We start from the raw sequence: 24,769 nt of genomic DNA, 5'->3' as shown, positions 1-24,769 counted from the left end.
GGCATGAGTTCAAACGTTGCCATTATTGTTTTAGCGGCTGGTCAGTCATCGCGACTAGGCCAGATGAAGCAATTATTGCCGATAAATAATAAAAGTTTGCTCGAAACACAACTAGAGCATGCTTTGGCAATTACCAATAATGTTTACTGCGTGCTTGGCTACCAAGCCGAGCAGCTGCAATCTTGTATTGATCATTTACCGATCGTGACTATTATTAATAGCGATTGGTTAACAGGTATGGGGTCATCAATTGCGGCAGGTGTTAAGGCCTTAACACCTGATATTAATGCAGTAATGATAGTTTTAGTTGACCAATGGCAATTAACGACGTCTGATCTAGCGCAACACTTTGGTTATTGGCAAAGTAAGCCAAGTGATATTATCGTTGCTCAAGATAACCTGGTTCCAACAAAAAGCAATAATATTGGTCCTCCGGTGATATTTCCACGCTACTTTTTTAGCGAATTATCTCAGTTAACTGGCGAACAAGGTGCAAAGCCGCTATTACACAAATATCAGCATGTATTGTTAAAAGTCCCTTTAGCTAATGCATTTATTGATGTTGATACACCTGAGCAATTAATAACAATGAATAAAATGCTCAAAGCTCAATCATAAATTAATGCTATATCGTGAAGGCGATACGGCGAACCAAGAAGGAATTAAAGACATGATCACCTTAAGCGTTAACGGTAAAGCCCATCAATTTAATGATGATGGCGATATGCCCTTGTTATGGGCGTTGAGGGATATTTTAAAATATAGCGGTACTAAATACGGCTGTGGTAAAGGATTATGTGGTGCATGCACTGTGCATGTTGATGGCCAACCTATTCGTTCTTGTGTGACCCCCGTTTCATTAATCGCAGATAAAAAAATTACAACGATAGAAGGGCTTTCTGAGCACGGAGAACACCCAGTTCAGCAAGCGTGGCAAAGCTTAAATGTGCCGCAATGTGGTTATTGTCAATCAGGACAAATCATGTCGGCCGTGGCGCTATTAGAGCAAAATGCTAAACCGAATGATCAAGATATTGAGCTTGCCATGAGCGGCAATATTTGTCGCTGTGGAACGTACCAACGCATTAAACAAGCCATTCATTTAGCTGCAGATTTAGCCACTGAAGTGAAAGGAAGCTAACCATGAAACAGATTGAAAATGTTAGCCGTCGTGGCTTTTTGAAAAAACTTGGTATGAGTTCTACTGCGTTAGTTTTAGGCGTGCAATTACCGTCTATGCTAACTATCCCTAAAGCACTGGCAGGGGTTACTGGCTCTGACAAGTTCGCTCCAAATGTTTATGTACAAATAGCTAGCGATAATATTGTCAGTATTGTTGTTCACCGTTCAGAAATGGGCCAGGGCATTCGTACCAGTATCCCTATGATAGTTGCCGATGAACTCGGTGCCGATTGGGAAAAAATAGATATTATTCAAGGTTTGGGCGATAAAAAATACGGTAGCCAAAATACCGATGGCTCCCGCTCGGTGAGACGTTTTTATCAGCCGTTAAGAGAGGCCGGTGCCTCCGCTCGTATGATGTTACAGCAAGCCGCCGCGCAACAGTGGCAAGTCGATATAAACGAAACTAAGGCTGACAATAATTTTATTGTTCATGAAAAGTCTGGACGAAAATTATCATTTGGTAGTTTAGTTGCGGCTGCTAGCACTATGGCGATACCTGAAGCATCAACATTGTTATTAAAACCTAACAAAGATTTTAAATTTATTGGTAAATCTGATATTGCTTTGGTGGATGGGGGCAAAATCGCCACTGGTGCCACCACATTTGGTTTTGATGTTGAATTAGACAATATGCAGTATGCGGTTATTGCTCGTCCACCGGTGCTAGCCGCAAAAGTTAAATCATTTAACGGCGAAGCGGCCAAAGCCATTAGTGGTGTGATTGATGTCGTGCAAATGCCTGATTTGGAAGAGCCAGCGGTGTTTAAACCTCTTGGTGGCGTTGCGGTTATTGCAACAAATACTTGGGCGGCAATTAAAGGTCGAGAAGCGTTAGATATTCAGTGGCATGAAAGTGAACATCAAACATACAATAGCGAAACTTATAAACAAGCATTGGCGAAAAGTTGTGATAACCCTGAGAAGGTATTGCGTAGCAAAGGTGATGTCAATAAAGCGTTATCAGATGCCAAGCAAGTGCTTAAAGCCGCTTATTATGTGCCTGAGTTAATTCATGTGCCAATGGAGCCACCTGCCGCGACAGCATATTTTCATGATGGTATTTTTGATATTTGGGCCTGTACGCAAACACCACAATCCTCGCAAGGTACTGTTGCACAAATTACCGGTGTTGCGGCTGAGAATGTAAATATTAATGTGACCTTGTTAGGTGGCGGTTTTGGCCGAAAATCTAAGCCTGATTTTGTTGTTGAAGCGGCAATTCTGGCTAAGCAATTAAATGTTCCGATCAAAGTTATGTGGACGCGCGAAGATGAAATTCAAAATGGCTATTATCATGCGGTAAGCTATCAAAAACTGGCCGCAGGTATTGATGACAATGGCAATATCAGCGCATGGCAGCACCATGTAGCAGAGCCGCCTATTGGCGCCACCTTTAGCAAAGGAGCAGATGTAATTGGCTCTGAAGCTAATTTAGGTTTAATTGATATGCCATTTGATATTGCCAATGTTAGTTGTGCTGCGGGTAAAGCGCCCGCGCATACCCGCATTGGTTGGATGCGCTCAGTAACCAATATTAATCACGCTTTTGCAGTAAGTTCGTTTGCCGATGAAATAGCGCAGGCAAAAGGACAAGATAGTAAGTTGCACTTATTGTCATTGATTGGTGCTGATCGAAAAATTGATTTATCAAAAGAAAATGCTAAATACGGCAACTATGGTGAAACACTTGATAAGTTTCCGGTTGATACTGCGCGTATGAAAACTGTGATTGAAAAAGCGGCTGATATGGCCAAGTGGGGGCGAAAATTACCTAAAGGGCACGGACTTGGCATCGCTATGCACAGAAGCTTTGTTAGTTATGTTGCATGTGTGGTTGAAGTTTCTGAAAATAGTGATGGCAAAATAAAAGTACATGATGTTTGGATGGCGGTTGATTGCGGCTTAGCGGTCAACCCAGAACGTATTCGCTCACAAATGGAAGGGGCGGCTATTTTCGGACTATCACTAACTTTTTATAGCGAATTAACCGCAAAAGATGGTGTTATCGAACAGAATAACTTTGATGGTTACCAAATCGCTCGATACGCAGATGCGCCAACGACTCATGTTGAAATAATTAACAGTGATGCTGCGCCTGGTGGTGTTGGCGAGCCTGGTGTTCCGCCAATTGCCCCTGCACTTTGTAATGCAATTTTTAGTGCGACAGGTAAACGTTATCGAGAATTACCACTAAAACAATATGGCATTGTTTAAAAAAACATAGCAGTTTTTTATATTTATCATTTAAAAGCAGCAAGTTATGCTGCTTTTTTATTGCTTGCTGTAAATTGGTAAATGAACTGATAAAATAGCGCCATTATCGATATTAAGACCATAGGAAAATAGATGGCCTCATTACAAGATCAATTGCTAAAGGCGGGTTTAACCACGAAGCAAAAAGCTCGACAAGCCAATAGTGACAAGCGAAAAAAAAATAAGCAAAAGCGCAGCGGCGTAGCCGTTGACGCGAGTTTACAAGAACAAGTGAAAAAAGAATTAGAATTAGCAAAACAAGAAAAACTTGCCCGCGATATAGCGTTAAATGATGAGAAGAAATCGGCATTAGCAGCGAAAGAGCAGCAGTTGAGAATTAGCCAAATTTTACAACACCATCAAATTACTAACGTTAATGGTGAAGCGGAATATAACTATACTTTTAATAACAAAATTAAAAAACTCTTCATTGACGAGGTTACTCATAAAGCGTTGGTTAATGGTCGGTTAGCCCTTTGTGGCAGCGGTGAGCATACCTACATTGTGACTGCGGAAACGGCTGAAAAAGTTGCTAGTTTAGATGAACAAGTTATTTTAGTGCAGAACACTAAGCTGGAAGCTGAAACCAGCGATGAAGATGATCCCTACGCTGAGTTTCAAATACCTGATGACTTAATGTGGTAACAACGTTTTACACCACGCTATTTATTTTATAAACAAGTGAGAAAAATTTTTTATGTTTTTAATCCGTTGGCCGATTGGCCGTTTAATTTTGTTGTTAAATTTTATTTTTTCACCGCGTGCTCCTAAACGTGATGCACAACTACAAACAGAAGTTGACGCTAGTACGGCACATTTAAGTTTGTATCAATTGCCAGCGTGCCCATTTTGTGTAAAAACACGACGTGCAATGAAACGCTTTGGCTTAAATATTGAACTACGCAATATTAATCAGCAAGCCGCTTATCGTGATGAGTTGATCCGTGAAGGCGGTAAAAGAACCGTGCCTTGTCTTAAGATTACTAATGAAGATCAGTCGGTTACTTGGATGTATGAATCGGGCGATATTATTAATTATTTAGCTAAGTTTTCTCGGTAAGTGCGATTCTTCTTGAGTTTTTATGCTTAATGAAGAATTTTTTTAGCTCTAATGAGGTCTATTTATCGGTAGGTATTTAGGCCAATTAGAGGTAAAGATGTTAATTAGAACAAAAAAAAGCTCCCAATTATCAGAACAACAAGTTACAGATGAAAGTCTTTATCATTCCCGTCGCAGTGTTTTAAAACAGCTTGGTTACCTTGGTGCTGGAAGTTTATTGGCGCAATCAGCAAATGCCGGCCCGTTAGATTTTTTTAGCAGTAAAAAAGATGTCGTGTTTCAACAACAAGCATTAACATTTAAACAAGCTAGTAAAACTAGTGAAATACTTACCCCAGAAGCTAAAATTACTTCCCATAACAATTTTTATGAATTTGGTACCGGTAAAGGGGACCCGGTTGAAAATGCGCAAGAATTTAAGGTCGACCCTTGGCAGTTAAAAATCTCGGGTGAAGTGGATAAGCCGTATACCTTAGACTACGATGATCTATTCAAAAGTTTTCCACTTGAAGAGCGTATTTACCGCTTACGTTGTGTTGAAGCTTGGTCAATGGTGATCCCTTGGATCGGCTTTCCTTTAGCTGATCTCATTAAAAAAGCAGCGCCGAATTCTCGAGCAAAATATGTCGCCTTTGAAACCTTATATGATCCTGAGCAAATGCCAGGGCAAAAGAGTCGCCGTATCGGCGGAGGCATAAAATATCCTTACGTTGAAGGACTACGTATTGATGAAGCCATGAATCCGTTAACTTTAATGAGTGTTGGTCTATACGGTAAAACACTACCAGCACAAAATGGCGCCCCTATTCGTTTAGTTGTGCCATGGAAGTACGGCTTTAAAAGTATTAAATCAATTGTTGGCATTAAGCTCGTAGAGAAGCAACCACCAACAACCTGGAATATATTAGCGGCGCGAGAATATGGTTTTTATGCCAATGTTAACCCTGAAGTTGATCACCCACGCTGGAGTCAAGCAAGTGAAAGACGACTAACTACCGGAGGGCTGCTTGCGCGCAATCGAATTGCGACTTTGCCATTTAACGGCTATGGCGAAGAGGTTGCTCAGATGTATAAAAACATGGATTTAAGGAAGTATTATTAATGAGTACCACAACGGTGAACAACATCAGTTTTAAACAGGTATTTTTAAGCAATAGAGTGCTATTACTTAAAATTGCCATTCATTTACTGTCGTTTTTACCGTTACTGGCTCTTTATATTTTAGCTTTTGATGATCAATTGGGGGCCGATCCGGTAAAAGAAGTCATTCATTTTACCGGCATTGGAGCTTTCAATTTATTGCTGATTTCTTTGTTGTTAACGCCATTGGCAAGAAAATATCGTCAAGGTTACCTATTGCAAACCAGACGTTTGTTGGGGTTGTATAGTTTTACCTATGCGCTGATGCATTTATTAAGCTTTCTGGCGTTTGAAGTACAGTTTGATTTTACCCTATTCTTAGATGAGATTATTGAAAGACCCTATATTACCGTTGGCATGATGGCGCTGTTGATACTTTGCTCTTTAGCAGTTACTTCTATCACAGCATTGAAACGGAAAATGGGTAAAAGTTGGCAACGATTGCATAACTGGGTTTATGGCGCGAGTTTACTCATTGCCTTGCATTTTCTTTGGTCGGTAAAATCCGATATTATTGAGCCGGGAATTTATATTGTCATCACGGTATTTTTATTAAGTTTACGGCGCGACAAATTTAAACGCTGGTTTAAGTCAAAATATTAAAAAAGCGCAAGCATTGAGCTTTCGCTTTTTATTATCAAGAAATAAGTATTTCAGGGACTATACTCGTTGATTGAAAGTCGTGTTCTTCTTTCAATTAAAGCTAATTATTATTCGCTACGAGCAGTCACTTCAACTAAGTGATAACCAAACTGGGTTTTTACTGGCCCTTGTACTTTATTTAGCTCTGCACTAAAAACCACTTGATCAAATTCCTCTACCATTTGACCTCGACCAAAAGAGCCTAATGCTCCACCTTGCATTTTTGATGGGCAACTCGAATGTTCTTTAGCTATGACGGTAAATTCTTCCCCTGCTTCAATTTTTTGTTTTAGTGTTAGACATTGCTCTTCAGTGTCTACCAAGATGTGACGTGCTGACGCTCTTAACATTGTAATTCCTTATTACTTATTGTTATTCCGGTCTTTGGACTGTACCGTATTTATTATTGAAAATAAAATAGTTAACCTGAACTTGGGATAATGAGAATGAAAAACATAACTATTTCAAAGCACTATCAGCACTCAATCGACAGTGGTGGTATTTATGTCTTATTCAAGGCGTTTAAGTGTGTCTAGTAACGAGTTATTGGCAACTTGAACAAGGTAGAAATAGGCTTTAATAGCGCTGCTGTAGCATTTTGCTTATCACGGGCTCAGGTTAATTAATACCACAGTCATTTGGGTGTTGAATGAAAAGTTTAATTTGCCACGTTAAAAAATTAATTATTTTCAAACTATTTTTCAATGAGTAACTACCTTACTTATAAGAGAGTGAGCTAACTTAATAAAAACAAGGACACTGCGTGTTTGAACGAAGTGATGAAACGCTGGTGAAACAAGCGCTGAAGGGGAAGAAATCGGCCTGGGTAACACTAGTAAAACGTTATGAGAAAAACTTGTATAACTACACCTTACGTATGGTGAGTAATCCTGATGATGCATTAGATTTGATGCAAGACGTTTTTATGGCGGTTTTTCGTAATCTTGCATCATTTCGCGGTGATAGCCCGTTCAAAGGATGGATGTTTAAAATTGCTCATTATCGCTGTATTGAGTTTTATCGTCGAAAGAAACCGACACAATCACTCGATGAGATGCCTGAGCAAGAGGAGCACGCGAGCGATGTCTGTCCGGAAGCGCAGTTATTTAATGGGCAGCAGGCAAACATGTTAAATCATGCCATGCAGCTATTGCCGATTAATCAGAAGTTAGTAGTTGAATTGAAATTTTTTCAACATTGCACCTTTGATGATATAGCGCAACAACTCGGAATTTCAGTGAATACAGCAAAATCACGTTTGTACAGTGCGCTAGATAAATTAAAGGGGCATTTGGAGCTAGAACATGTCAAATAATAAAGAGTTACAGCAAGAAGAGAAATTTGCTAACTGGCTTGATGGTAAGTCGAATGATTATGCCGTAGAAGAGAGCTCTACTTGGCAACAGCGCAAAGATACCGCGCACTTTATTGAGCATCAAGTGGCATTGTCGTCTGAAGTTGATGTGCCATCATGGGATCGAACTAGTGGTTTTCATAGTGATAAAGTAGCGTTTTGGCAATGGCGAGGTCTGCCGGTAGTCTCCATGGCTTTTTCACTGTTTGCTATGGCGTTAGTACTATTTAACGTCGAGTTAGTGGTGCAGGATGACGGTGTATTGGTTAGTTTTTCAGGAACTAGTGTTGAACAACAAGATAAAAAAATGGCCAAGTTAGTCGATGAAAAATTGAAAGGTTTTGCTCAAGAGCAACAAGTCATTCTGGCAAATTATGCCGCAGACATTAAAGTGCAACAACAAGACAGCAATTTACAATTGGCAAGTTATATTATCGGTGCATCACGACAAGAGCGTAAGGAAGATATTGCTGATTTCATACAATATATTAACGCCCAGCGAAAAGATGAACTATTAGATCAAAAAATTAAATATCAACAGCTTGAACAAGCGATTAAGTACAACAACGCATCTCAACGCGAAAATATTAACGGTTTTGGACTGAATCAAAATGAGCACAAAACTAGACCTGCCAATTGGACTTCTGAGGAGTAGAACATGAACACATTAGGTAAATTTTCATCGGTAATGGTTTTACCTTGTTTATTCGTTACAGGTGCAGGGGGGGCAGCTGAACAGAATAATGCACAATATCAAGATATGTATAAACAGCTGTCAATTATGAGTGATATTATCAAATCATCCGTTTCTGATAAATCGACGAATCAACGCTCAAAAATCAACAGCATTCAAAGTACTTATTTACGTGGTCAAGGTGTTGTTTTTACCATTAGCTCTGCAGCCAGCAACCGCCAATGGGGTAATTACAATTTTAATTTCTCTATGCCTGAAATGCCTGAGATGCCAGTTGCTCCAATATCACCGACAGTAAATGATGATTTTGAAGAAAATTACGACATTAATATTAATGAAACGGTAAGCCAAGCACTGGAATCAGCTGCTGTTGGATACGAAAGAGTGATGGAAGTTTTTGAACACAATCGTGAAAAAATGCGTGAATTAAGAGAAGAACAACGTAACTTAGCCTATAGCTTAAAGGATGTAGAGCGTGAAAAGCGTGATTTAAATTATCAGCTTTCACGTGCTAGCGATGAACGTAAAAAAGAGCTGAAAGAAGAGCTTAGTAAGCTTGCTGAACAAGAAGAAAAATTAAGAACTAATAAACGAAAATTAGCACAACAAAGTAGTAAAGTTGCTGCCGAGCAAAAAGCCAAACAAGCAGAAAAGGCAAAGGAACGGGTTAGCTATTATCAACAGCTAACGGCTAGCTTTACTGAAACCTTGTGCTTATATGGCAACGGCTTAAGAGCATTACCGAAAGATGAGCATGTAAGTGTTATTTTTAAATCTGCTGGTGAGAAGGCCGGACGCCGATATAAAGATAGTATTCTGGTATTTAGTAAAAAAGATATTGCTAATTGCTCAGCAGATAAAATTGATGCTTCCAGTTTAATGAAAAAAGGCCAAGCTTATCAGTTTTAACTAGTGCTGTGAGTGATTTGCTGTATGGAAACTATCAGCAATAAAAGCACAATATTAAAAAAGCCGCGTATGCGGCTTTTTTATGTCAGCGAGCGGTCAACGATTAAAAACTCACCAACAGTTATATTATTTTTTACTCGCAATGCAATTGCCAATATTACTAGTTAAATGCACTTTTCTTTGCTGGCTTTTATCACTTTCTTTGTTAATTACAGTACTAGCTGAAGAAAACTCGAAGATAGACAGTATTTGTTGTAATTTATCATTGAATTTAGCGGCAAATTCAAAAATTGCATTTTTCTTTTGAAATTTATTAGGTGCAATATGAGCGAAATCCGCAACTTGAATGCCTTGCATAGGTTGACGCGAGATATTTGAAAATGAAGGTATGCTAATCTTTTCGTTTTCAGCAAATATTTCGCTGGTAATACTTGGATAAGCATAGCTATAGGTAATGCTATTAGCGCTACTATTCATTGCTATGCTGTGGCTACTAGTTTTTATCAGTGTAACTTGCTGCGCTGATTTAATTTCAACCTCTGGTGTCGCATACGATAGCGAACCACATAATCCAGTGATAACAAAAATAGAGCTAACTAAACTAATTTTAGCTGGTCTGTTCATTTTGCATTCCTCATCAAATATCTATCCTAGATCTTTCCTTGATATGATCATTGTACCATTATGTTACAAATCAATATAGACTGGAATTTATTTTTGCGCGACAACAACAAGATAAAGCGCCTATTTTTTCCGACCAATAACAAACTAAAGTAAATAATCTGCACCTAAAGCGCTGCGGGTACCTCTATTGAACAGATAAATGTAGTGGTCAATAAATAAACAGCGCATCTTCATGAGAACTGCTTATTTGAAAATAAATTTCATTTAATTTAAATATATTTTTACAATCTAATTACGGTATTTAACTAACTACTGAACTACAAACAATAGAAAAGATCATTAAATGGCTCATTAATGATCTTTATACCGCAACAGGCTTGTCAGTACTGGTTAGTTAGCTTTAAATTGTATGCGGTTAGCATGTAATAATGGTTCAGTATAACCATTTGGCTGCTCATGACCTTGAAATACTAAAGCTAGTGCTGTTTGAAAGGCAATGTTGTCATTAAAATTGTCTGTCATTGCTTGATAATGAGGGTCCGATTGGTTTTGTTGATCAACTACCTTCGCCATTTTTTTCAAGCTCGTTAGTACCTGTTCAGCAGTACAAATTTTGTGTTGCAACCAATTTGCCATATGTTGACTGGAAATACGCAATGTCGCGCGATCTTCCATTAAGCCAACATCGTTGATATCAGGTACTTTTGAACAGCCAACACCTTGATCAATCCAACGCACGACATAACCCAAAATACCTTGTGAATTGTTATCCAGCTCTGCCGTGATCTCATCTTCACTCCAGTGCGGATATTCTGCCAAAGGAATAGTTAAAATATCATCGACACTAGCCGGTGTTCGGTTTTTCAATTGTTGCTGTAAGCTAAAGACATCAATTTTATGATAATGCAAAGCGTGTAATGTTGCCGCGGTGGGTGAAGGCACCCAAGCGGTATTAGCCCCCGCTTCTACATGGTTAATTTTTGTTGCCAGCATGTTTGCCATTTGGTCGGGAACCGGCCACATGCCTTTGCCGATTTGAGCTTTACCACTAAAGCCACAGGCTAAGCCAACGTCCACATTATTATCTTCGTAGGCTGAAATCCATTTGGTCAGTTTAATATCGGCTTTTCTTGCCATAGGGCCAGCTAGCATTGAGGTGTGAATTTCATCACCCGTTCTGTCTAAAAAGCCAGTATTGATAAATACCACGCGTTCTTTTGCCGCATACACACAAGCTTTTAAGTTAATGCTAGTGCGACGCTCTTCATCCATAATGCCCATTTTTATTGTGTTGCGCGATAATGATAAAAGATCTTCTACACGATCAAATAATTCATTGGCAAAGGCGACTTCTTCCGGCCCATGCATTTTAGGTTTCACGATGTAAATAGAGCCGGATTGACTATTTTTAATCTGAATGGGCGAGGCTGCTATTGGACGTATATCGTGCAGAGCGATCAAGGAAGTGATCACCGCATCCATAATACCTTCAGGAATTTCATCGCCTTTTTGAGTAATGATAGCGTTGTTTGTCATTAAATGGCCAACATTACGAACAAACATCAAGCTTCTGCTTTTTACATTAAACATTTCGCCGTTGAGTGCTTGGTAGTGCTTATTTTGCTGCATTTTGCGAGTAACACTATTTCCCGCTTTTTCAAATGTTTCTGATAACGTGCCTTGATTAAGTCCCAGCCAGTTTTGATAAGCTACAACTTTGTCATCCGCATCGACAGCTGCGACTGAATCTTCACAATCCATAATGGTGGTTAACGCAGATTCGATACTAATGTCGCTTATGCCCGCAGCATCGGTTTTTGCAATTGCACTATTAGCATTAAATTCAATCGCAAACAGTAGTCCATGATGTTTGAATAAAAGCTCAGTCGGTGACTCAGTTGTTCCGTTAAAGCCATTAAGTAAAGCCGGGGTTTTTAGGTGAACTTGTTGACCACTCTGTAACGTAACAATCAGAGCATCGTCAACAATTTGGTATTTTTCTGCGTCTTTATGTGAACCAGTGCTAAGCGGTATGGTTTGATCTAAAAAATCTCGTGCAAAGGCAACAACCTTAGCTCCTCTGGTGGGGTTATAGCTAGTCGACCTTTCTGCCCCATTATCTTCGTCAATAACATCTGAGCCATACAGAGCATCGTATAAGCTGCCCCAACGTGCATTTACTGCATTGAGCGCAAAACGAGCGTTCATTACTGGCACCACAAGTTGCGGGCCAGCCATTGTTGCTAATTCATCATCCACTTGGCTAGTTGAAATGGTAAAGTCTGGCACTTCAGGTGCTAAGTAACCTATTTCCTTTAGAAATTTTTTATAATCAGAAAATTCAAAACTTTCGCCTTGGTGCGTTAGATGGTATTGATTAATCTTTTCTTGTAAATTCTGGCGGTTTACTAATAAAGAGTTGTTCTTTGGACTTAAATCACTTACAAGCTCTGAAAAACCTAACCAAAATTTTTCTGAATTGATATCAGTGCCAGGCAACACACTTGATTCTATAAAGTCATAAAGGTTTTGCGCAACTTGCATATTGGCAATTGAAATTCTTTTCGTCATAGGGCACCTGTTGGAAAGTTGTCAAGAAAGTTTTCATGTGTTTAACGCCAGTTGAACACGATTATTTGCAATGTTAGAAGATTGGCGGGTTGATGCAATAGCAACAAATATAGATTTGACATGATAATTTTAAATACATCGCTTTATTAAAAAAATATTTCTCCTTAATTGTTTGTTTAGTAAGAATAAAGTTTAATTATACAAGATGATTTCATTCTCTTTATTCATGTTATTGTTTATTGTTATTTTTGGTATTCATATTGTGAATTATTGTTGGCAGTTCAAAACTGCATAGTTACTTGTTTGTCGAGTGAAATGACAAAGGAAATAAAGTTAAAAGCTGTTGCTTGAGATTTATAGCGGAAAATTTTGCTGAGGCAACATGATGGCTATAGCAAAGTTGTTAAAAACGTAATGATAAATGGACTAATGGTAGCGGTAATTACCGCCGAGACAATCAGTGCTAATGAGCTAAATGCTGCATGTTCATAACTAATATTACTCATAATTGAAGTGCCAATAGCGTGACTGGCGGCTCCAATCGCTAACCCTTGTGCTTTTGGTGACGTAACTTTTATAAAGGTTAACCAGCGTGGCCCAACAATTGCGCCAAAAAAGCCAGCAAGAATGATAGCAAATGCGGTAATGGCAACATTACCGTTAAGCTGCTCAACAATAGCGATAGCGATGGGGGTCGTGACAGATTTATGTGACAGTGCCACCGCAATAGCGTAATCACCAACGAATAGCATAGTAATGAGAAAACTACTGATTATTGCGATTAATGTGCCAATAAATAACACAAAAACAATGCTTTTCCATTGCCGCTTGATGGTTTCTAAATGCTGATACAAGGGAAAGCCAAGGGCAACAACGGCAGGTTCGAGTAAAGCGTTCAGTGCCCAAGAGTTTTCAAAGTAATTTTCAAAACTGATATTTTGCCACGATAAAACAGCAATGGCCGTTAAAATGGTAATGAGCATTGGCTGCAGCCAGATGGCATTTAACTTACGCTGTAATAGCGCAATTAACTGATAAAAGCTTATGGTAGCAAAGACCGTTAAGGCTGCATAAAGTGGCTCTTGGTATAACGTTGCTATCATAAACTTATCCGTTACTTGTTAGATGCTTCATGTCGTTGATAAAGCACTCCTACGGCAGTAAGTAATATAAATGTCGTGGTAAAGGTAATGGCAACGATGGCAAGACCATGTTGTTTGATTAATTCAAGATGATTGATGATACCAACCCCCGCGGGAACAAAACATACTCCCATATGCTTGATGCTCCATACTACACTAGCTTTAATTTTATCAGCATCAAATAGGCGAAAATGAAGTGTCAGGGTAAATAGAATTAATCCATATAAGCTACCAGGTAATATAGGAGCAAAATAGGCCAATAACCGGCCGATAACAACACAAGTTGTCAAGGCAAATATGCTATATAGCACATTGATAAGTTCAGTTTTATTGATGCTCACACCTATGTTAACTCCTTAGTAAACCTAACTTTGGTTAGCTGCTTCTATGACTAACTGTCGAAACCAAATATGGCTAGCATCGTGATGTAATAAAGGACTCCAGATCATTTTCAGTTCAATATCAGGAATGTCGAAAGGTGGCTTAACTATGGTGTAATTACTATCAGATTTATGAATTAACGCTGCCCGAGTTGGTAAGGTAGCAATTAATTCATCTTCAAGGGCTAATTGCATGGCGACGTGGTAGTTACGGGTGAAAACTTTGATATCGCGTTTTTTCCCCAATCGCGCTAGCGCTTCATCAACCCAACCTAACTTTTGAACATCTTTAGGGTCCATACCAACGCCGACACCAAAACCGGTTTTAGACACCCAAACATGTTTCGCTGATAAATAAGTATTGAGGTTAAACTTTGAAACCACAGGGTTATCTGCACTTAGTAGGCAAGAGAATGAGTCACGCCAAATTGTTTTTTGATGAAATGATTGCGGTAATTCATCAAAGCGGTTGATGGCCATATCAATTTTACCCGCTTCAACATCGTGAAATGTCACGTCGCTGGGGGTCATGATGTCAATTGTTACATTGGGGGCAATTTGATTAATACGCTTTAACAATCTAGGCAGTAGGGTTGATGCGGCATAATCACTGGCCATAATGCGAAAAACCCGCTGGCTATTTTGTTCATTGAACTCTTCTTCGCCCTGCAATGCTTCTTCCAGTTCTAATAGAATTTTTCGTATAGCGGGGGCTAACGCTCTTGCTCTTTCTGTTGGCACCATACCATCAGATGTGCGCACTAATATTGGATCATTAAATAAGGTACGTAACCGTTTTAAGCCATTACTCATTGCCGGTTGCGTTATGTTTAACTGGCTTGCTGCACGAGTAACATTTTTTTCTCTTAATAAGACATCAAGATAAATTAGCAAGTTTAAATCAATTTTTGAGATATTCATAAAATTAATAATCTAGAACAAAAATATAATTTAGATATATGTCATGGCTTATAGTGATAATCAAGTAAAATTAACTAAAAAATAAATATATTTCATTTATTAAAAATTAATGTGATGGTGATTTTGTTTTGTTAGTTATTGAATGTTAAGTATTATTCGAGTTGTTACTTTAGAGTTATTGCACCAATATGTATTTTGTGAATGATGATGATAATCAATATATATTTTATAAATGTTTGTTGGGGGGAGTAGTATTTATGTTGTTCGATGTGACAGCTTACAAGGGCCGTTACATTATCAAAATATAACTAGGGTCAGTGTCGACTTACGGAGAAAGTGTTATGTCAAATTATCAAAGTGCAATTGAAGCGGTTCAAGCAATAAAAGCAAAAGCTGGCGACTCTTGGGATGCCATCAACCCAGAATCTGTAGCCCGTATGCGAGTGCAAAATAAATTTAAAACTGGTTTAGAAATTGCGCAATATACCGCTGATATTATGCGTGCAGACATGGCTGAGTTTGATGAAGACAAAACAAAATATACACAGTCTCTAGGTTGTTGGCATGGTTTTGTTGGTCAACAAAAACTGATCTCAATTAAAAAGCATTTTGGTTCAACAAAACGTCGTTACTTATACTTATCTGGTTGGATGGTTGCAGCACTACGTAGTGAGTTTGGTCCGCTTCCAGATCAATCAATGCATGAAAAAACAAGCGTAGCGTCTCTCGTTGAAGAGTTATACACTTTCCTTCGCCAAGCCGATGCACGTGAATTAGGTGGCCTTTTCCGTGCTTTAGATAAAGCAAATGAAGCAGGTGATACGGCATCAGCAGCTGACCTTCAGTCTCAAATTGATAACTACCAAACACATGTGGTGCCAATTATTGCTGATATTGATGCTGGTTTTGGTAATGCCGAAGCGACTTACCTAATGGCAAAACAGATGATTGAAGCGGGTGCATGTGCACTTCAAATTGAAAACCAAGTAGCAGATGAAAAACAATGTGGTCATCAAGATGGCAAAGTTACCGTCCCTCATGCTGACTTCCATGCGAAAATTAGAGCATTACGCCACGCATTTTTAGAGCTAGGTATCGATAACGGTATTATTGTATCGCGCACTGACTCTGAAGGTGCAGGCCTTACTAAAGAAATTGCTGTCGTTAAAGAGCCGGGTGATCAAGGCGATCAATATAACTCGTTTCTTGATGTTGAAGAAATTGATGTTTCAGAAATGCGTGAAGGCGATGTATGTCTAAATCGTGATGGTAAACTTGTTCGTCCTAAGCGTTTACCTTCTGGCTTATACCAGTTTAGAGAAGGCACAGGACCTGAGCGTTGTGTATTTGATAGTATTGAAGCGATTAAAGCTGGTGCTGATTTGCTTTGGATTGAAACCGCAACACCAAACGTTGCCGATATTGCCGCGATGATGAATGAGGTTCGTAAAGAAATTCCTGACGCTAAGTTAGTATATAACAATAGCCCGTCATTCAACTGGACGCTGAATTTCCGTCAGCAGGCATACGATGCCATGGTTGACGCTGGAGAAGACGTATCTGCTTATGTTCGTGAAGATTTAATGAACGCAGACTATGATGATTCTGAACTATCAGCTAAAGCAGATGAGCGAGTTCGTACCTTCCAAGCTGATGCAGCACGTGAAGCGAATATTTTCCATCATTTAATTACCTTACCGACTTACCATACAACAGCGTTGTCGGTTGATAACTTAGCGAAAGAGTATTTTGGTGACAAAGCTATGCTGGGTTATGTTGAAGGTGTGCAACGTAAAGAAATTCGTCAAGGAATTGCCTGTGTTAAACATCAAAACATGTCTGGCTCTGATATTGGTGATGATCACAAAGAATACTTTGCCGGTGAAAATGCGTTAAAAGCTGGCGGTGCAAAGAACACCTCTAACCAATTTGGTTAAGTAAAAGTTTATTTAAAGCTAATGTTTTGAGAATTAGCTTTATAACTAAACCCAACCGAAGCAAAAAGCACTGTATTAACAGTGTTTTTTTTATTTGGTCATTTGGCAACTTTAAAAGTTTGTTAATTTAAAGCCTTAACATCATTACGTTTTAACTTTCGACTGTGTATTACCATTAAAATAACATAGAGCAGAATGCAGATGTTAATGGTGGTTATTGCAGGTATTAATATTAGTTTGCCGTAACTTAAGCCATAAACTGCTAACGTTGCGAGTAAAACGGTAATTGTAGCAATAACTAAACTATAGCGGATTTTAGTAACACTTTTGCGCAACCAAGAGGCAATAAGGCTAGCACTTAATGTCAGCCAGAAGCTCCAATGAGCAGAAAGATCAAACCATACCGTTATCATTAACGCACTTGCAAGCGCAAAGGGCGTGCCATAAACAAAACCCGCCCAAAGATAATTAATATTATCCACTCTGCCGCGTTTGTTTAACCACATATTGATACCAGAGACACTGATATAAGTTAACGCTAGGCCAAGGATAAGGTAAATGACTTTAACGGCCAAGTTCCCGAAATGACCAAAGTGCAAGCGGTAGACAGAATAAACCGCTTGCCGCCCGATAGGTCCATTTGCCATCCCTTGTTGACCAATATACTTTCCGTCGGCATGAAACTGATATATTTCCGAGTAAATTAAGCGTTGTGGTATGGTTGCGGCTATTTCGATAAATTGCTTCTCGCTGCCGATATTCTGCACGACAAGATAAATAGGTGTCGCCTGTTTATCGACAATTGCCATGTTTGTTAAACTTTGCTCAACGTTAAGTGCTGGCGCGTTGCTAATAATAGGTTCTTCGCCATAAATGTCGGCGATTAATGCTTCACGATCATTGTCATAAAAAGCACTTGCGGCTATCAATACAAGAATTGAAACTAAGCCAAAAAAAGCCCCTGTTATTGCAATCATAGCGTGAAATGGCAAGCCCCAAACCGATAGTCTATTGTGCAAGTCAACCTGTTGTTTTTGGCCCGTACCGCCCCAGTTTAAGGTAAAAGCATCTTTAAATATTCTGCTATGGGTAAGTACGCCTGAAATAATCAAGTGTGCTAATAAAATACCAAAAAAGCTAACAATGGCTAAACCTAAAGTTTTAGGTAAATGCAGTTGGATATGAAGCTCTTGTAACATTTCGGTCCATGGCTTTTTAATGCTATCGCCTAAGGTACCGTCTTGATTTAACCACCATTCTTGTTCGCCATCAGATAAATGTGCGCGAGGGACTTCTGCCGTCGGCAGTACCACATAAACCGATTTTTCTGGCACGGACACTTGCGTCAAATATTCCTGATATGCCTTACTGATACTACTCGGTGATAATTCATTATATTCCGCAACATTTGGCTGTTCCCAGCGTTCAAACTCTGGATAAAATACTGCTAAGCTACCCGTTAGACAGATAAGGTACATGATTGCCCCTGCAGCTAAGCCAATAGCTGAATGGGCATCAAACATTTTTTTTACTATGACTTTTTTTAAATTTAATTTTTTCATCATAATCCATTCACCACTACAGCGTGAATATTCCTCCGAGCATGATTGCACAGGCAAGTGACATAACTAATGACGTTCTTAAAAGCTTGGCCGTTGTTGATAGCCAAATACTGGCAAGCGCCCAAAACATTGGAAAAGCCAATGCTGAAAAAGCCAACTGCATAGTTAATGATTCTATGAACAGTCGCGCTAGTGTCATGGTAAGTAGCACACCACTTAAGCCGCATAAAACAAATAGTGCTAAGGTGTAATAGAGTAGTTTTACTTTTTTCTTGCGGCTCCATGGTGCACTAGGGGCTGCATTTCGAAAGGGTAACATTTGTTTTTGTGTTACTTTTTTTGTGAAAAAAATTAACAGCCATGCTTGAATGGTTAGCATGCAGAGAAAATAAATACTGCCGAACTCTGTGCCAGATACGTAAATACATAGGGCACAGGACGATATAAGTAATAGCAAAGAAGCCAATAGTTTGAGCTTTTTTGTTGTTGGTTGGCGCCAGTTTCGCCATAGCAAAAAAATACCGGCACTGCATAACAGCAGTGCGGTAAGTTCACTAATAAAAGGAAGGGACAATAAATTAGTCATTTGCTGGCTAAAAGTTGTAACTTACGCGGCCGACAATAGTGCGTTCTTCACCCGGGAAGCAATCACCGCGCCCTAAGCAAGTTGCAAAATAGTTTTTGTCCGTTAAATTACGAATGTTAAGTGCGAAATCCCATTGATTTACTTCATAACCTAGCATTAAGTCGGTTAATGTATAAGAAGGCGTGCGGTAGGTATCTGTGCCATCATAACTTTCGCCTGAATAGCGCATACCAAAGCCTGATTTAAAACCTTTAAATTTTCCTGAAGGTTTATAGCTTAACCAAGCGGATGCTTGCTTTTCAGGAACGCTGTCAAGCTTAAAACCGTCGGCACTTTCAGTATCGAGCTTAGACGCGTTTAGTTCTAAGCTAAAATTACCAAAAGAGCTTAAGCTTTCAAATTCAATTCCGTTAATTTTTGCTTTGCCACTTTGTTGCTCAAATTCTTGTGGATTACTGTTAGGATCCGATAAATTTGTTTGTTCAATATCGAACCAAGCTAAAGTGAAGAAACCGTCAAATGTGGTCGGCACATACTTAACGCCCAGCTCTAATTGCTCACCACGCTGCGGCTTAAGTAGTTTTCCTTGGCCATTATCACCAATAACAGGCTCAAAGGACTCTGCGTAGTTTATGTATGGAGAAATGCCATTTGTAAATTTATAAATAACACCGGCGCTAAGGCTGACTTCTGAGTCTGACTGGCTCTCGCCAGAGGTTTTACTTTTACTATCATCATAACGAGCGCCTACGGTAATTGACCATAAATCGATATCTATCTGATCACTAACATAAAAGCCAATATCAGTAGAGGTTGTTTCTGGGTTTTCTGTGTAATACGGCGCTAAAAGCGCATCGACATCGATATCAACATATTGAGGGTCGAATAGATTAACCCACAAAGAATCACCTAAGGTACTGTCCGGTAAGCCGGTAGAAAAATCTAAACCAGGCGCAAAAGCGTAATATCCCGCTGTGCCGGTGGTAACGTCTTGATATTGCGTGCCTATGAGTATTTTATGTTCAATATTACCTGTCGAGAATTCACCAAGCAGGCGCATATCAATCACTTTTTGCTCTGATGTGGCATCATTACGGTAGAAGGTTCTTGGTACGGTACCGTTCTTATATAAACTGCCATCAGCGTTATAAATGTAGCGGTTACCAGCACCTAAAAAACTCGTCCATGCTTGTTGGTAATCGGCACTGGCATCGGTATAACGGGCGTTCGCCGATAATTGCCAATAATCGTTAATGTCGTGTTTTGCCATTAAGGTAACAGCAAGCGTTTCGGCATCATATTTATTGAAGCTCGGTAGCCCTAAATATGTATCGCTAGTAATTTTTTTACCGTTTGGTGCTGGCAATAACGTGCCTTGTAATGGCAGGAATTGAGCACCAGTATCACTTTCTGTATCGGTGTAATTTATGAGCATTGTGACTTCTGTTTCATCACTTGCTAGCCAAGTAATTGATGGTGCGAAGACTTTACTTTTATCTTCAACATGGTTAACTTGCGTATCACTGTCTCGAACGACCGAAACTAAACGGTACAGCCAGCTTTCATTGCTGCCGATAGTTCCAGTTGAATCAATAGCAATTTCTTTGCGGTTAAAGTTTCCTGCTTCAATAATAACTTGGTGAGCAGACTCTGCTTTTGGTGTTTTACTGACCACATTAACAAGGCCGCCAGGTGACCCTTTCCCATATAGCACTGAAGCAGGACCTTTTAGTATTTCGACTTGTTCTAAGGTAAAAATGTCAGGGCGAGTATTATTGTAATTGCCAAATAGCGACTGCAAGCTATCTTGATATTGTGGAACATTTAGGCCACGAACTTTAATCCAGTCTCCCCGCGTCGCAAAGCCATAGGTTTGACCGGCAACACCAGCAGAGTATGTGAAGGTGTCGTCGAGGGTTAATGCACCTTTATCAATTATTTGTGAAAGGTCTTCAATGCTGACTGAACGGGCAACATCCATGATAGGGGTATCAGACTTTGTTGCTGAGTAATGGCTAAGTTTGCCATAAACTTCGATTCGTTCAATGCTGTCAAAGGCTAGCTCGTCATCTGCATTGACAGCAAAAGCCGAGCATGTTGATAAAATGGCTAAAGTCAGCGGGGTACGATAAAAGTTAAACACTGTAGGTTCCTTTAAAAAGTGCAATTTAATTCTAAATGAGAGTGATTCGTATTATTGATCGTGTTATTAGAGGGCGCAAGATATTTATTGTCCAAAGGTATAAAAAATTAATTAATTCAGAGAAATGCAATAAATAGAGCGATTAGATGGCAGTAGCATTTTACTGATAGATGGGCTCTTCTAGTTAACTTGAGTCCGGGGTAAGTAAAATGTTACGGCAGTACTATTAAAGTCTATTTCTACGTTGTTGAGGCTGCCAATAACTCGTTATTGCGCACACTTAAACGCCTTGAACTAGATATAAATACCACTACTGTCGATTGAGTGTTGATAATGCTTTGAAATAGTTATGTTTTGTCTCGGTGGCTAGCTAATTGATATTAGGCTATAGGGGCTGGAAAATTAAAAAGCCAGCAAATGCAGCTGGCTTTTAAAATAATATGACTAAAATTAAGATTTACATTTAGAAGCTGTAGACTAAGGTCATCGCTGTTTCTGTGTTGGTATTTTCTTTATCGTCTTCAACTTCGGTGTTGTAATCAACAATGAAACTAAATTTAAGTTGCAGCGTTTCAATTAACTTAGTAGTAATTGAAGTTTCTGCTTTATAGGTGCTATTTTCACCGCTTTTTGGTGAATACTTAGCAACCAACAATTGCTTAAACTCAACATGCTCATTAATCTGGCGCTTATATAATGCTTGCGCTTGAACGATAAAGGCATTTTTAGTTTCTTCGTCTTGAGTCTCAGATTGGCGTAAAACATCACGTTTAAAACCTGGACCAATATCTGCATCTAAGGTTGCTTTTTCAGTTTCAAACCAACGACGACCCCAACCTGCTGAGATTGAGCTTTGGTTTTCAAAGCTACTAAAACGGTTATCTTCGTATGAAGCATTAGCGTAGATATAGTTTGGACTTGTTGAATCTAAGGTGTAGTTAGTTTGACCAACCAAAGTCCATTTTTGATCGCTGGTTTCAAAATGATCATCGCCATTTTCGTCTGTGGTCTCTGTTTTTTTCACCAACATGTCAAATTGGCCTGTGCTTTTCCAAGCGCCTTCTTCGTAGCCTAAGTCAAAACCGGCTTTAATATCACCACTTTTGGTATCACCAGATTTAAAAAGCATACCTAATTCAGCTGAAGCAGTATACGGAGACTTCTCCTCGGGTGTTGTTGCTTCTTCGGCGATAGTTGCAAATGATACACAACATAATGCGGCTGATATTAACTTATGACTCATTGTTTTCCTCTTTATTCATATGAATAGATAATTGTGGGAATGGGATTTCGATTCCTTCGTTGTCCAATTCAGTTTTAATTTTTTGTAATAAATCGAAGTAAGTTGGCCAGTAATCAGCAGATTTTACCCAAGGTCGTACTACGAAATTAACGCTATTGTCTGCAAGCTCTGAAACACCAACGGTGACATCTTGCTCTTTTAAAACACGCTCATCTGCACTGACTAAATCAAGTAAAGTTGCTTTAGTTTTTGCAAGGTCGGCATCATAACTCACCCCAATAACCAAATCTATTCTTCTTGTTGGTTTAGTTGAATAATTTGTAATAGTACCGCTAGTTATAGAGCCGTTAGGGATAATGACGGTTTTATTATCACCGGTTCTTAGTTGTGTAGAAAATATTAGAATTTCTTCAACAATACCTGAAACTCCTGATACCTCGATGAAATCGCCTGATTTAAATGGTTTGAAGACGATAAGTAAGACACCAGAAGCGAAATTAGATAACGAACCTTGTAAGGCTAAACCTATTGCTAAACCGGCAGCACCAACAATGGCAACAAGCGATGAAGTGTTAAAGCCTAAATGTGAAACAGCAACAACAATAACGATAAAAAACAGCATGCCGTAAAGTAAGCTACTGATAAAAGAAATGATGGCGTCATCCATTCCTTTGTGGCGCATTACTTTAATTACGCCGCCGCGGATCATGTTAGCAACAAATTTACCGATAAAGATAATGGCCAATGCAACTAATAAATTAATTGCGAAATCTAACAGCATTTGTTGGTTATCGACAAACCAGTTTTGAATTGTTTCCATTGTTTACCCCAAGCAATGTTTATAAAGGGCAAATTATAATGAAGTGATGATTAAATATCATTAAATTGTTAACAAATTAAGCAATTATATTAACAACTATGTCAAAAAATTATGGTAGCAACATAAAAAAGGCGACCATAGGCCGCCTTTGCTGCTTATTTTTATTGTTTATTTGATCAATGCGTCTAGCTTGCCAGAAGAATATTGCATAAACATATTGTCTAACGACACTGGCTTGATATTGGCTGCATGGCCTACGGTACCAAAAGCTTCATAGCGAGCTTTACAAATATCGTACATTGCTTGCGTTGACGCCTTTAGGAATTTACGAGGGTCAAATTCACTTGGGTTTTCAGCCAAGAAACGACGCACAGCACCTGTTGATGCTAAACGTAAATCGGTGTCGATATTAATTTTACGAACACCATTTTTAATGCCTTCTTGAATTTGCTCGACAGGCACACCATAAGTTTCAGGGATTTTACCACCGAACTCGTTAATAACGGCTAGCCAATCTTGCGGTACAGAAGAAGAACCGTGCATTACTAGGTGTGTATTAGGAATACGGTTATGTATCGCTTTAATGCGATCAATGGCCAAAATGTCGCCTGTCGGTGGACGAGTAAATTTATAAGCGCCGTGTGAAGTACCACAAGCAATTGCTAGGGCATCGACTTGGGTTTTTTGCACGAAGTCAGCCGCTTCTTCAGGATCCGTCAGCATTTGATCCATGGTAAGTTTACCTTCAGCGCCAATACCATCTTCTTCACCAGCTTCACCTGTTTCTAAAGAACCTAAACAACCTAATTCACCCTCTACAGAAACACCACAAGCATGAGCCATATCAACAGTGCGACGGGTTACATCAACATTGTATTCATAGCTAGACGGTGTTTTTCCATCATCCATTAATGAGCCGTCCATCATTACCGATGAAAAACCTAATTGGATAGAACGCTGACAAACGCTCGGAGAGGTACCGTGATCTTGGTGCATAACCACAGGGATATGTGGGAATTCTTCAATAGCAGCTAGAATTAAGTGGCGTAAAAATGGCGCACCGGCATAGGCTCTTGCACCGGCAGAACCCTGTAAAATTACTGGGCTATTGGTGTCGTTAGCGGCAAGCATGATAGCTCTAACTTGTTCTAAATTGTTAACGTTAAAGGCAGGGATACCGTAACCATTTTCGGCGGCATGATCTAACATTTGGCGCATAGAAACTAAAGCCATGAACTAACTCCTGTGATTGTAAATAGTAACAAAATGGGGTTTAAGAAGTTTCATTGTGAAACTTAACACTTTCGTACCGTAATTATATCAGAAGGATTTAAAAAAATGCACTAGAAAAAAATCATCAATCTTGCTGAAAAGTATAAAATTTTACATTGCTATAAGTTTTGTTTTTTAATTACGTAAATTTTAGCTTTTTGTTAACGAAAATTAGCTGTTATGTTTGTATATTTATGTAATTTTACTACGAATTTGCTAGCAGGTGGCGGAAATATTTTTGTCGTTAATTTGTGCTTATTTTCGTTAGAGTCTCGGTAGTAATAAAAAACGCCGACGAAGCAATAAGCTAAGTCAGCGTTTTGTAAATAAC

23 protein-coding genes are annotated in these 24,769 nt (G+C 39.1%); 11 read left to right on the top strand and 12 right to left on the bottom strand.

Features of this window, described 5'->3' with window-relative positions; translation table 11 throughout:
• The first annotated feature begins 3 nt into the window (after positions 1 to 3).
• The 7 genes from AC27JP_RS03345 to msrQ all read left to right on the top strand — a co-directional run bounded on the left by AC27JP_RS03345 (position 4) and on the right by msrQ (position 6,241).
• Positions 4 to 618, top strand: coding sequence for a nucleotidyltransferase family protein (locus AC27JP_RS03345; RefSeq protein WP_487112049.1), 615 nt, complete (start codon positions 4 to 6; stop codon positions 616 to 618).
• A gap of 52 nt (positions 619 to 670) precedes the next feature.
• Positions 671 to 1,141 carry a (2Fe-2S)-binding protein gene (locus tag AC27JP_RS03340; protein WP_487113434.1) on the top strand — a complete coding sequence of 157 codons (471 nt, stop codon included), beginning with the start codon at positions 671 to 673 and terminating at the stop codon, positions 1,139 to 1,141.
• A gap of 2 nt (positions 1,142 to 1,143) precedes the next feature.
• The gene (locus AC27JP_RS03335) at positions 1,144 to 3,399 is read left to right on the top strand and encodes a xanthine dehydrogenase family protein molybdopterin-binding subunit (protein ID WP_487112047.1); all 2,256 of its coding nucleotides are present in this window, start codon (positions 1,144 to 1,146) and stop codon (positions 3,397 to 3,399) included.
• Between the two features lie 132 nt (positions 3,400 to 3,531).
• Entirely contained in the window at positions 3,532 to 4,083 is a 552-nt protein-coding gene (locus AC27JP_RS03330) for a DUF2058 domain-containing protein (protein ID WP_487112045.1), read from the top strand.
• A gap of 52 nt (positions 4,084 to 4,135) precedes the next feature.
• Complete coding sequence (locus tag AC27JP_RS03325) at positions 4,136 to 4,498, top strand: glutaredoxin family protein (protein WP_487112043.1); 363 nt, start codon at positions 4,136 to 4,138, stop codon at positions 4,496 to 4,498.
• Between the two features lie 97 nt (positions 4,499 to 4,595).
• Positions 4,596 to 5,600 (top strand): protein-methionine-sulfoxide reductase catalytic subunit MsrP, encoded by a 1,005-nt coding sequence (gene msrP, locus AC27JP_RS03320; protein ID WP_487112041.1) that lies wholly within the window; start codon positions 4,596 to 4,598, stop codon positions 5,598 to 5,600.
• Positions 5,600 to 6,241 carry a protein-methionine-sulfoxide reductase heme-binding subunit MsrQ gene (msrQ, locus tag AC27JP_RS03315; RefSeq protein WP_487112039.1) on the top strand — a complete coding sequence of 214 codons (642 nt, stop codon included), beginning with the start codon at positions 5,600 to 5,602 and terminating at the stop codon, positions 6,239 to 6,241. The genes msrP and msrQ overlap by 1 nt, the downstream gene beginning before the upstream one ends.
• Before the next feature lie 107 nt (positions 6,242 to 6,348).
• On the opposite strand, the gene AC27JP_RS03310 is transcribed toward msrQ, so the two are convergent.
• Positions 6,349 to 6,630: a peptidylprolyl isomerase gene (locus AC27JP_RS03310; RefSeq protein ID WP_487112037.1), complete on the bottom strand. Its 282-nt coding sequence runs from the start codon at positions 6,628 to 6,630 to the stop codon at positions 6,349 to 6,351.
• Positions 6,631 to 7,043: 413 nt separating this feature from the next.
• Here AC27JP_RS03310 and AC27JP_RS03305 point away from each other — a divergent pair, with 413 nt between their 5' ends.
• From AC27JP_RS03305 to AC27JP_RS03295, 3 genes are read left to right on the top strand one after another with little or no spacing between them, the layout of a single operon-like run.
• Positions 7,044 to 7,595, top strand: coding sequence for an RNA polymerase sigma factor (locus tag AC27JP_RS03305; RefSeq protein WP_487112035.1), 552 nt, complete (start codon positions 7,044 to 7,046; stop codon positions 7,593 to 7,595).
• The gene (locus AC27JP_RS03300; RefSeq protein WP_487112033.1) at positions 7,585 to 8,289 is read left to right on the top strand and encodes a hypothetical protein; all 705 of its coding nucleotides are present in this window, start codon (positions 7,585 to 7,587) and stop codon (positions 8,287 to 8,289) included. Before AC27JP_RS03305 ends, AC27JP_RS03300 begins: the two co-directional genes overlap by 11 nt.
• Before the next feature lie 3 nt (positions 8,290 to 8,292).
• Positions 8,293 to 9,237 (top strand): hypothetical protein, encoded by a 945-nt coding sequence (locus AC27JP_RS03295; RefSeq protein WP_487112031.1) that lies wholly within the window; start codon positions 8,293 to 8,295, stop codon positions 9,235 to 9,237.
• 126 nt (positions 9,238 to 9,363) lie between these two features.
• Here the strand turns inward: AC27JP_RS03295 and AC27JP_RS03290 are convergent, their stop codons facing one another.
• From AC27JP_RS03290 to AC27JP_RS03270, 5 genes are all read right to left on the bottom strand, one after another.
• Entirely contained in the window at positions 9,364 to 9,861 is a 498-nt protein-coding gene (locus tag AC27JP_RS03290; protein WP_487112029.1) for a hypothetical protein, read from the bottom strand.
• Between the two features lie 390 nt (positions 9,862 to 10,251).
• The gene (locus AC27JP_RS03285) at positions 10,252 to 12,432 is read right to left on the bottom strand and encodes a malate synthase G (RefSeq protein WP_487112027.1); all 2,181 of its coding nucleotides are present in this window, start codon (positions 12,430 to 12,432) and stop codon (positions 10,252 to 10,254) included.
• Positions 12,433 to 12,821: 389 nt separating this feature from the next.
• The gene (locus tag AC27JP_RS03280) at positions 12,822 to 13,535 is read right to left on the bottom strand and encodes an LrgB family protein (RefSeq protein ID WP_487112025.1); all 714 of its coding nucleotides are present in this window, start codon (positions 13,533 to 13,535) and stop codon (positions 12,822 to 12,824) included.
• Positions 13,536 to 13,546: 11 nt separating this feature from the next.
• Complete coding sequence (locus AC27JP_RS03275) at positions 13,547 to 13,915, bottom strand: CidA/LrgA family protein (RefSeq protein WP_487112023.1); 369 nt, start codon at positions 13,913 to 13,915, stop codon at positions 13,547 to 13,549.
• A 24-nt stretch (positions 13,916 to 13,939) separates the two neighbouring features.
• Positions 13,940 to 14,875 carry a LysR family transcriptional regulator gene (locus AC27JP_RS03270; RefSeq protein ID WP_487112021.1) on the bottom strand — a complete coding sequence of 312 codons (936 nt, stop codon included), beginning with the start codon at positions 14,873 to 14,875 and terminating at the stop codon, positions 13,940 to 13,942.
• Positions 14,876 to 15,216: 341 nt separating this feature from the next.
• On the opposite strand from AC27JP_RS03270, the gene AC27JP_RS03265 reads away from it, so the two are divergent.
• Entirely contained in the window at positions 15,217 to 16,812 is a 1,596-nt protein-coding gene (locus tag AC27JP_RS03265) for an isocitrate lyase (protein ID WP_487112019.1), read from the top strand.
• A 122-nt stretch (positions 16,813 to 16,934) separates the two neighbouring features.
• Here AC27JP_RS03265 and AC27JP_RS03260 read toward each other — a convergent pair whose 3' ends face one another.
• From AC27JP_RS03260 to fba, 6 genes are all read right to left on the bottom strand, one after another.
• Positions 16,935 to 18,377: a PepSY-associated TM helix domain-containing protein gene (locus tag AC27JP_RS03260; protein WP_487112017.1), complete on the bottom strand. Its 1,443-nt coding sequence runs from the start codon at positions 18,375 to 18,377 to the stop codon at positions 16,935 to 16,937.
• Between the two features lie 13 nt (positions 18,378 to 18,390).
• Entirely contained in the window at positions 18,391 to 18,960 is a 570-nt protein-coding gene (locus AC27JP_RS03255) for a hypothetical protein (protein ID WP_487112015.1), read from the bottom strand.
• Positions 18,961 to 18,967: 7 nt separating this feature from the next.
• Positions 18,968 to 21,103: a TonB-dependent siderophore receptor gene (locus tag AC27JP_RS03250; protein ID WP_487112013.1), complete on the bottom strand. Its 2,136-nt coding sequence runs from the start codon at positions 21,101 to 21,103 to the stop codon at positions 18,968 to 18,970.
• Between the two features lie 463 nt (positions 21,104 to 21,566).
• Complete coding sequence (locus tag AC27JP_RS03245) at positions 21,567 to 22,346, bottom strand: DUF481 domain-containing protein (RefSeq protein ID WP_487112011.1); 780 nt, start codon at positions 22,344 to 22,346, stop codon at positions 21,567 to 21,569.
• The gene (locus tag AC27JP_RS03240; RefSeq protein WP_487112009.1) at positions 22,336 to 23,166 is read right to left on the bottom strand and encodes a mechanosensitive ion channel domain-containing protein; all 831 of its coding nucleotides are present in this window, start codon (positions 23,164 to 23,166) and stop codon (positions 22,336 to 22,338) included. The genes AC27JP_RS03245 and AC27JP_RS03240 overlap by 11 nt, the downstream gene beginning before the upstream one ends.
• Positions 23,167 to 23,334: 168 nt before the next feature.
• Positions 23,335 to 24,399 (bottom strand): class II fructose-bisphosphate aldolase, encoded by a 1,065-nt coding sequence (gene fba, locus AC27JP_RS03235; RefSeq protein ID WP_487112007.1) that lies wholly within the window; start codon positions 24,397 to 24,399, stop codon positions 23,335 to 23,337.
• Positions 24,400 to 24,769: the final 370 nt, after the last annotated feature.

It is taken from the genome of Colwellia sp. SU-HH01172, from assembly GCF_057553355.1.
Note: the sequence above shows the minus strand (reverse complement) of the source record. Positions and strands in the feature narration are given on the sequence as shown.

Bases quoted from the DNA above. Each gene is read 5' to 3' on its own strand.
- AC27JP_RS03345 (WP_487112049.1), top strand. From the start codon at position 4: ATGAGTTCAAACGTTGCCATTATTGTTTTAGCGGCTGGTCAGTCATCG.
- AC27JP_RS03340 (WP_487113434.1), top strand. From the start codon at position 671: ATGATCACCTTAAGCGTTAACGGTAAAGCCCATCAATTTAATGATGAT.
- AC27JP_RS03335 (WP_487112047.1), top strand. From the start codon at position 1,144: ATGAAACAGATTGAAAATGTTAGCCGTCGTGGCTTTTTGAAAAAACTT.
- AC27JP_RS03330 (WP_487112045.1), top strand. From the start codon at position 3,532: ATGGCCTCATTACAAGATCAATTGCTAAAGGCGGGTTTAACCACGAAG.
- AC27JP_RS03325 (WP_487112043.1), top strand. From the start codon at position 4,136: ATGTTTTTAATCCGTTGGCCGATTGGCCGTTTAATTTTGTTGTTAAAT.
- msrP (WP_487112041.1), top strand. From the start codon at position 4,596: ATGTTAATTAGAACAAAAAAAAGCTCCCAATTATCAGAACAACAAGTT.
- msrQ (WP_487112039.1), top strand. From the start codon at position 5,600: ATGAGTACCACAACGGTGAACAACATCAGTTTTAAACAGGTATTTTTA.
- AC27JP_RS03310 (WP_487112037.1), bottom strand. From the start codon at position 6,630: ATGTTAAGAGCGTCAGCACGTCACATCTTGGTAGACACTGAAGAGCAA.
- AC27JP_RS03300 (WP_487112033.1), top strand. From the start codon at position 7,585: ATGTCAAATAATAAAGAGTTACAGCAAGAAGAGAAATTTGCTAACTGG.
- AC27JP_RS03295 (WP_487112031.1), top strand. From the start codon at position 8,293: ATGAACACATTAGGTAAATTTTCATCGGTAATGGTTTTACCTTGTTTA.
- AC27JP_RS03290 (WP_487112029.1), bottom strand. From the start codon at position 9,861: ATGAACAGACCAGCTAAAATTAGTTTAGTTAGCTCTATTTTTGTTATC.
- AC27JP_RS03285 (WP_487112027.1), bottom strand. From the start codon at position 12,432: ATGACGAAAAGAATTTCAATTGCCAATATGCAAGTTGCGCAAAACCTT.
- AC27JP_RS03280 (WP_487112025.1), bottom strand. From the start codon at position 13,535: ATGATAGCAACGTTATACCAAGAGCCACTTTATGCAGCCTTAACGGTC.
- AC27JP_RS03270 (WP_487112021.1), bottom strand. From the start codon at position 14,875: ATGAATATCTCAAAAATTGATTTAAACTTGCTAATTTATCTTGATGTC.
- AC27JP_RS03265 (WP_487112019.1), top strand. From the start codon at position 15,217: ATGTCAAATTATCAAAGTGCAATTGAAGCGGTTCAAGCAATAAAAGCA.
- AC27JP_RS03260 (WP_487112017.1), bottom strand. From the start codon at position 18,377: ATGATGAAAAAATTAAATTTAAAAAAAGTCATAGTAAAAAAAATGTTT.
- AC27JP_RS03255 (WP_487112015.1), bottom strand. From the start codon at position 18,960: ATGACTAATTTATTGTCCCTTCCTTTTATTAGTGAACTTACCGCACTG.
- AC27JP_RS03245 (WP_487112011.1), bottom strand. From the start codon at position 22,346: ATGAGTCATAAGTTAATATCAGCCGCATTATGTTGTGTATCATTTGCA.
- AC27JP_RS03240 (WP_487112009.1), bottom strand. From the start codon at position 23,166: ATGGAAACAATTCAAAACTGGTTTGTCGATAACCAACAAATGCTGTTA.
- fba (WP_487112007.1), bottom strand. From the start codon at position 24,399: ATGGCTTTAGTTTCTATGCGCCAAATGTTAGATCATGCCGCCGAAAAT.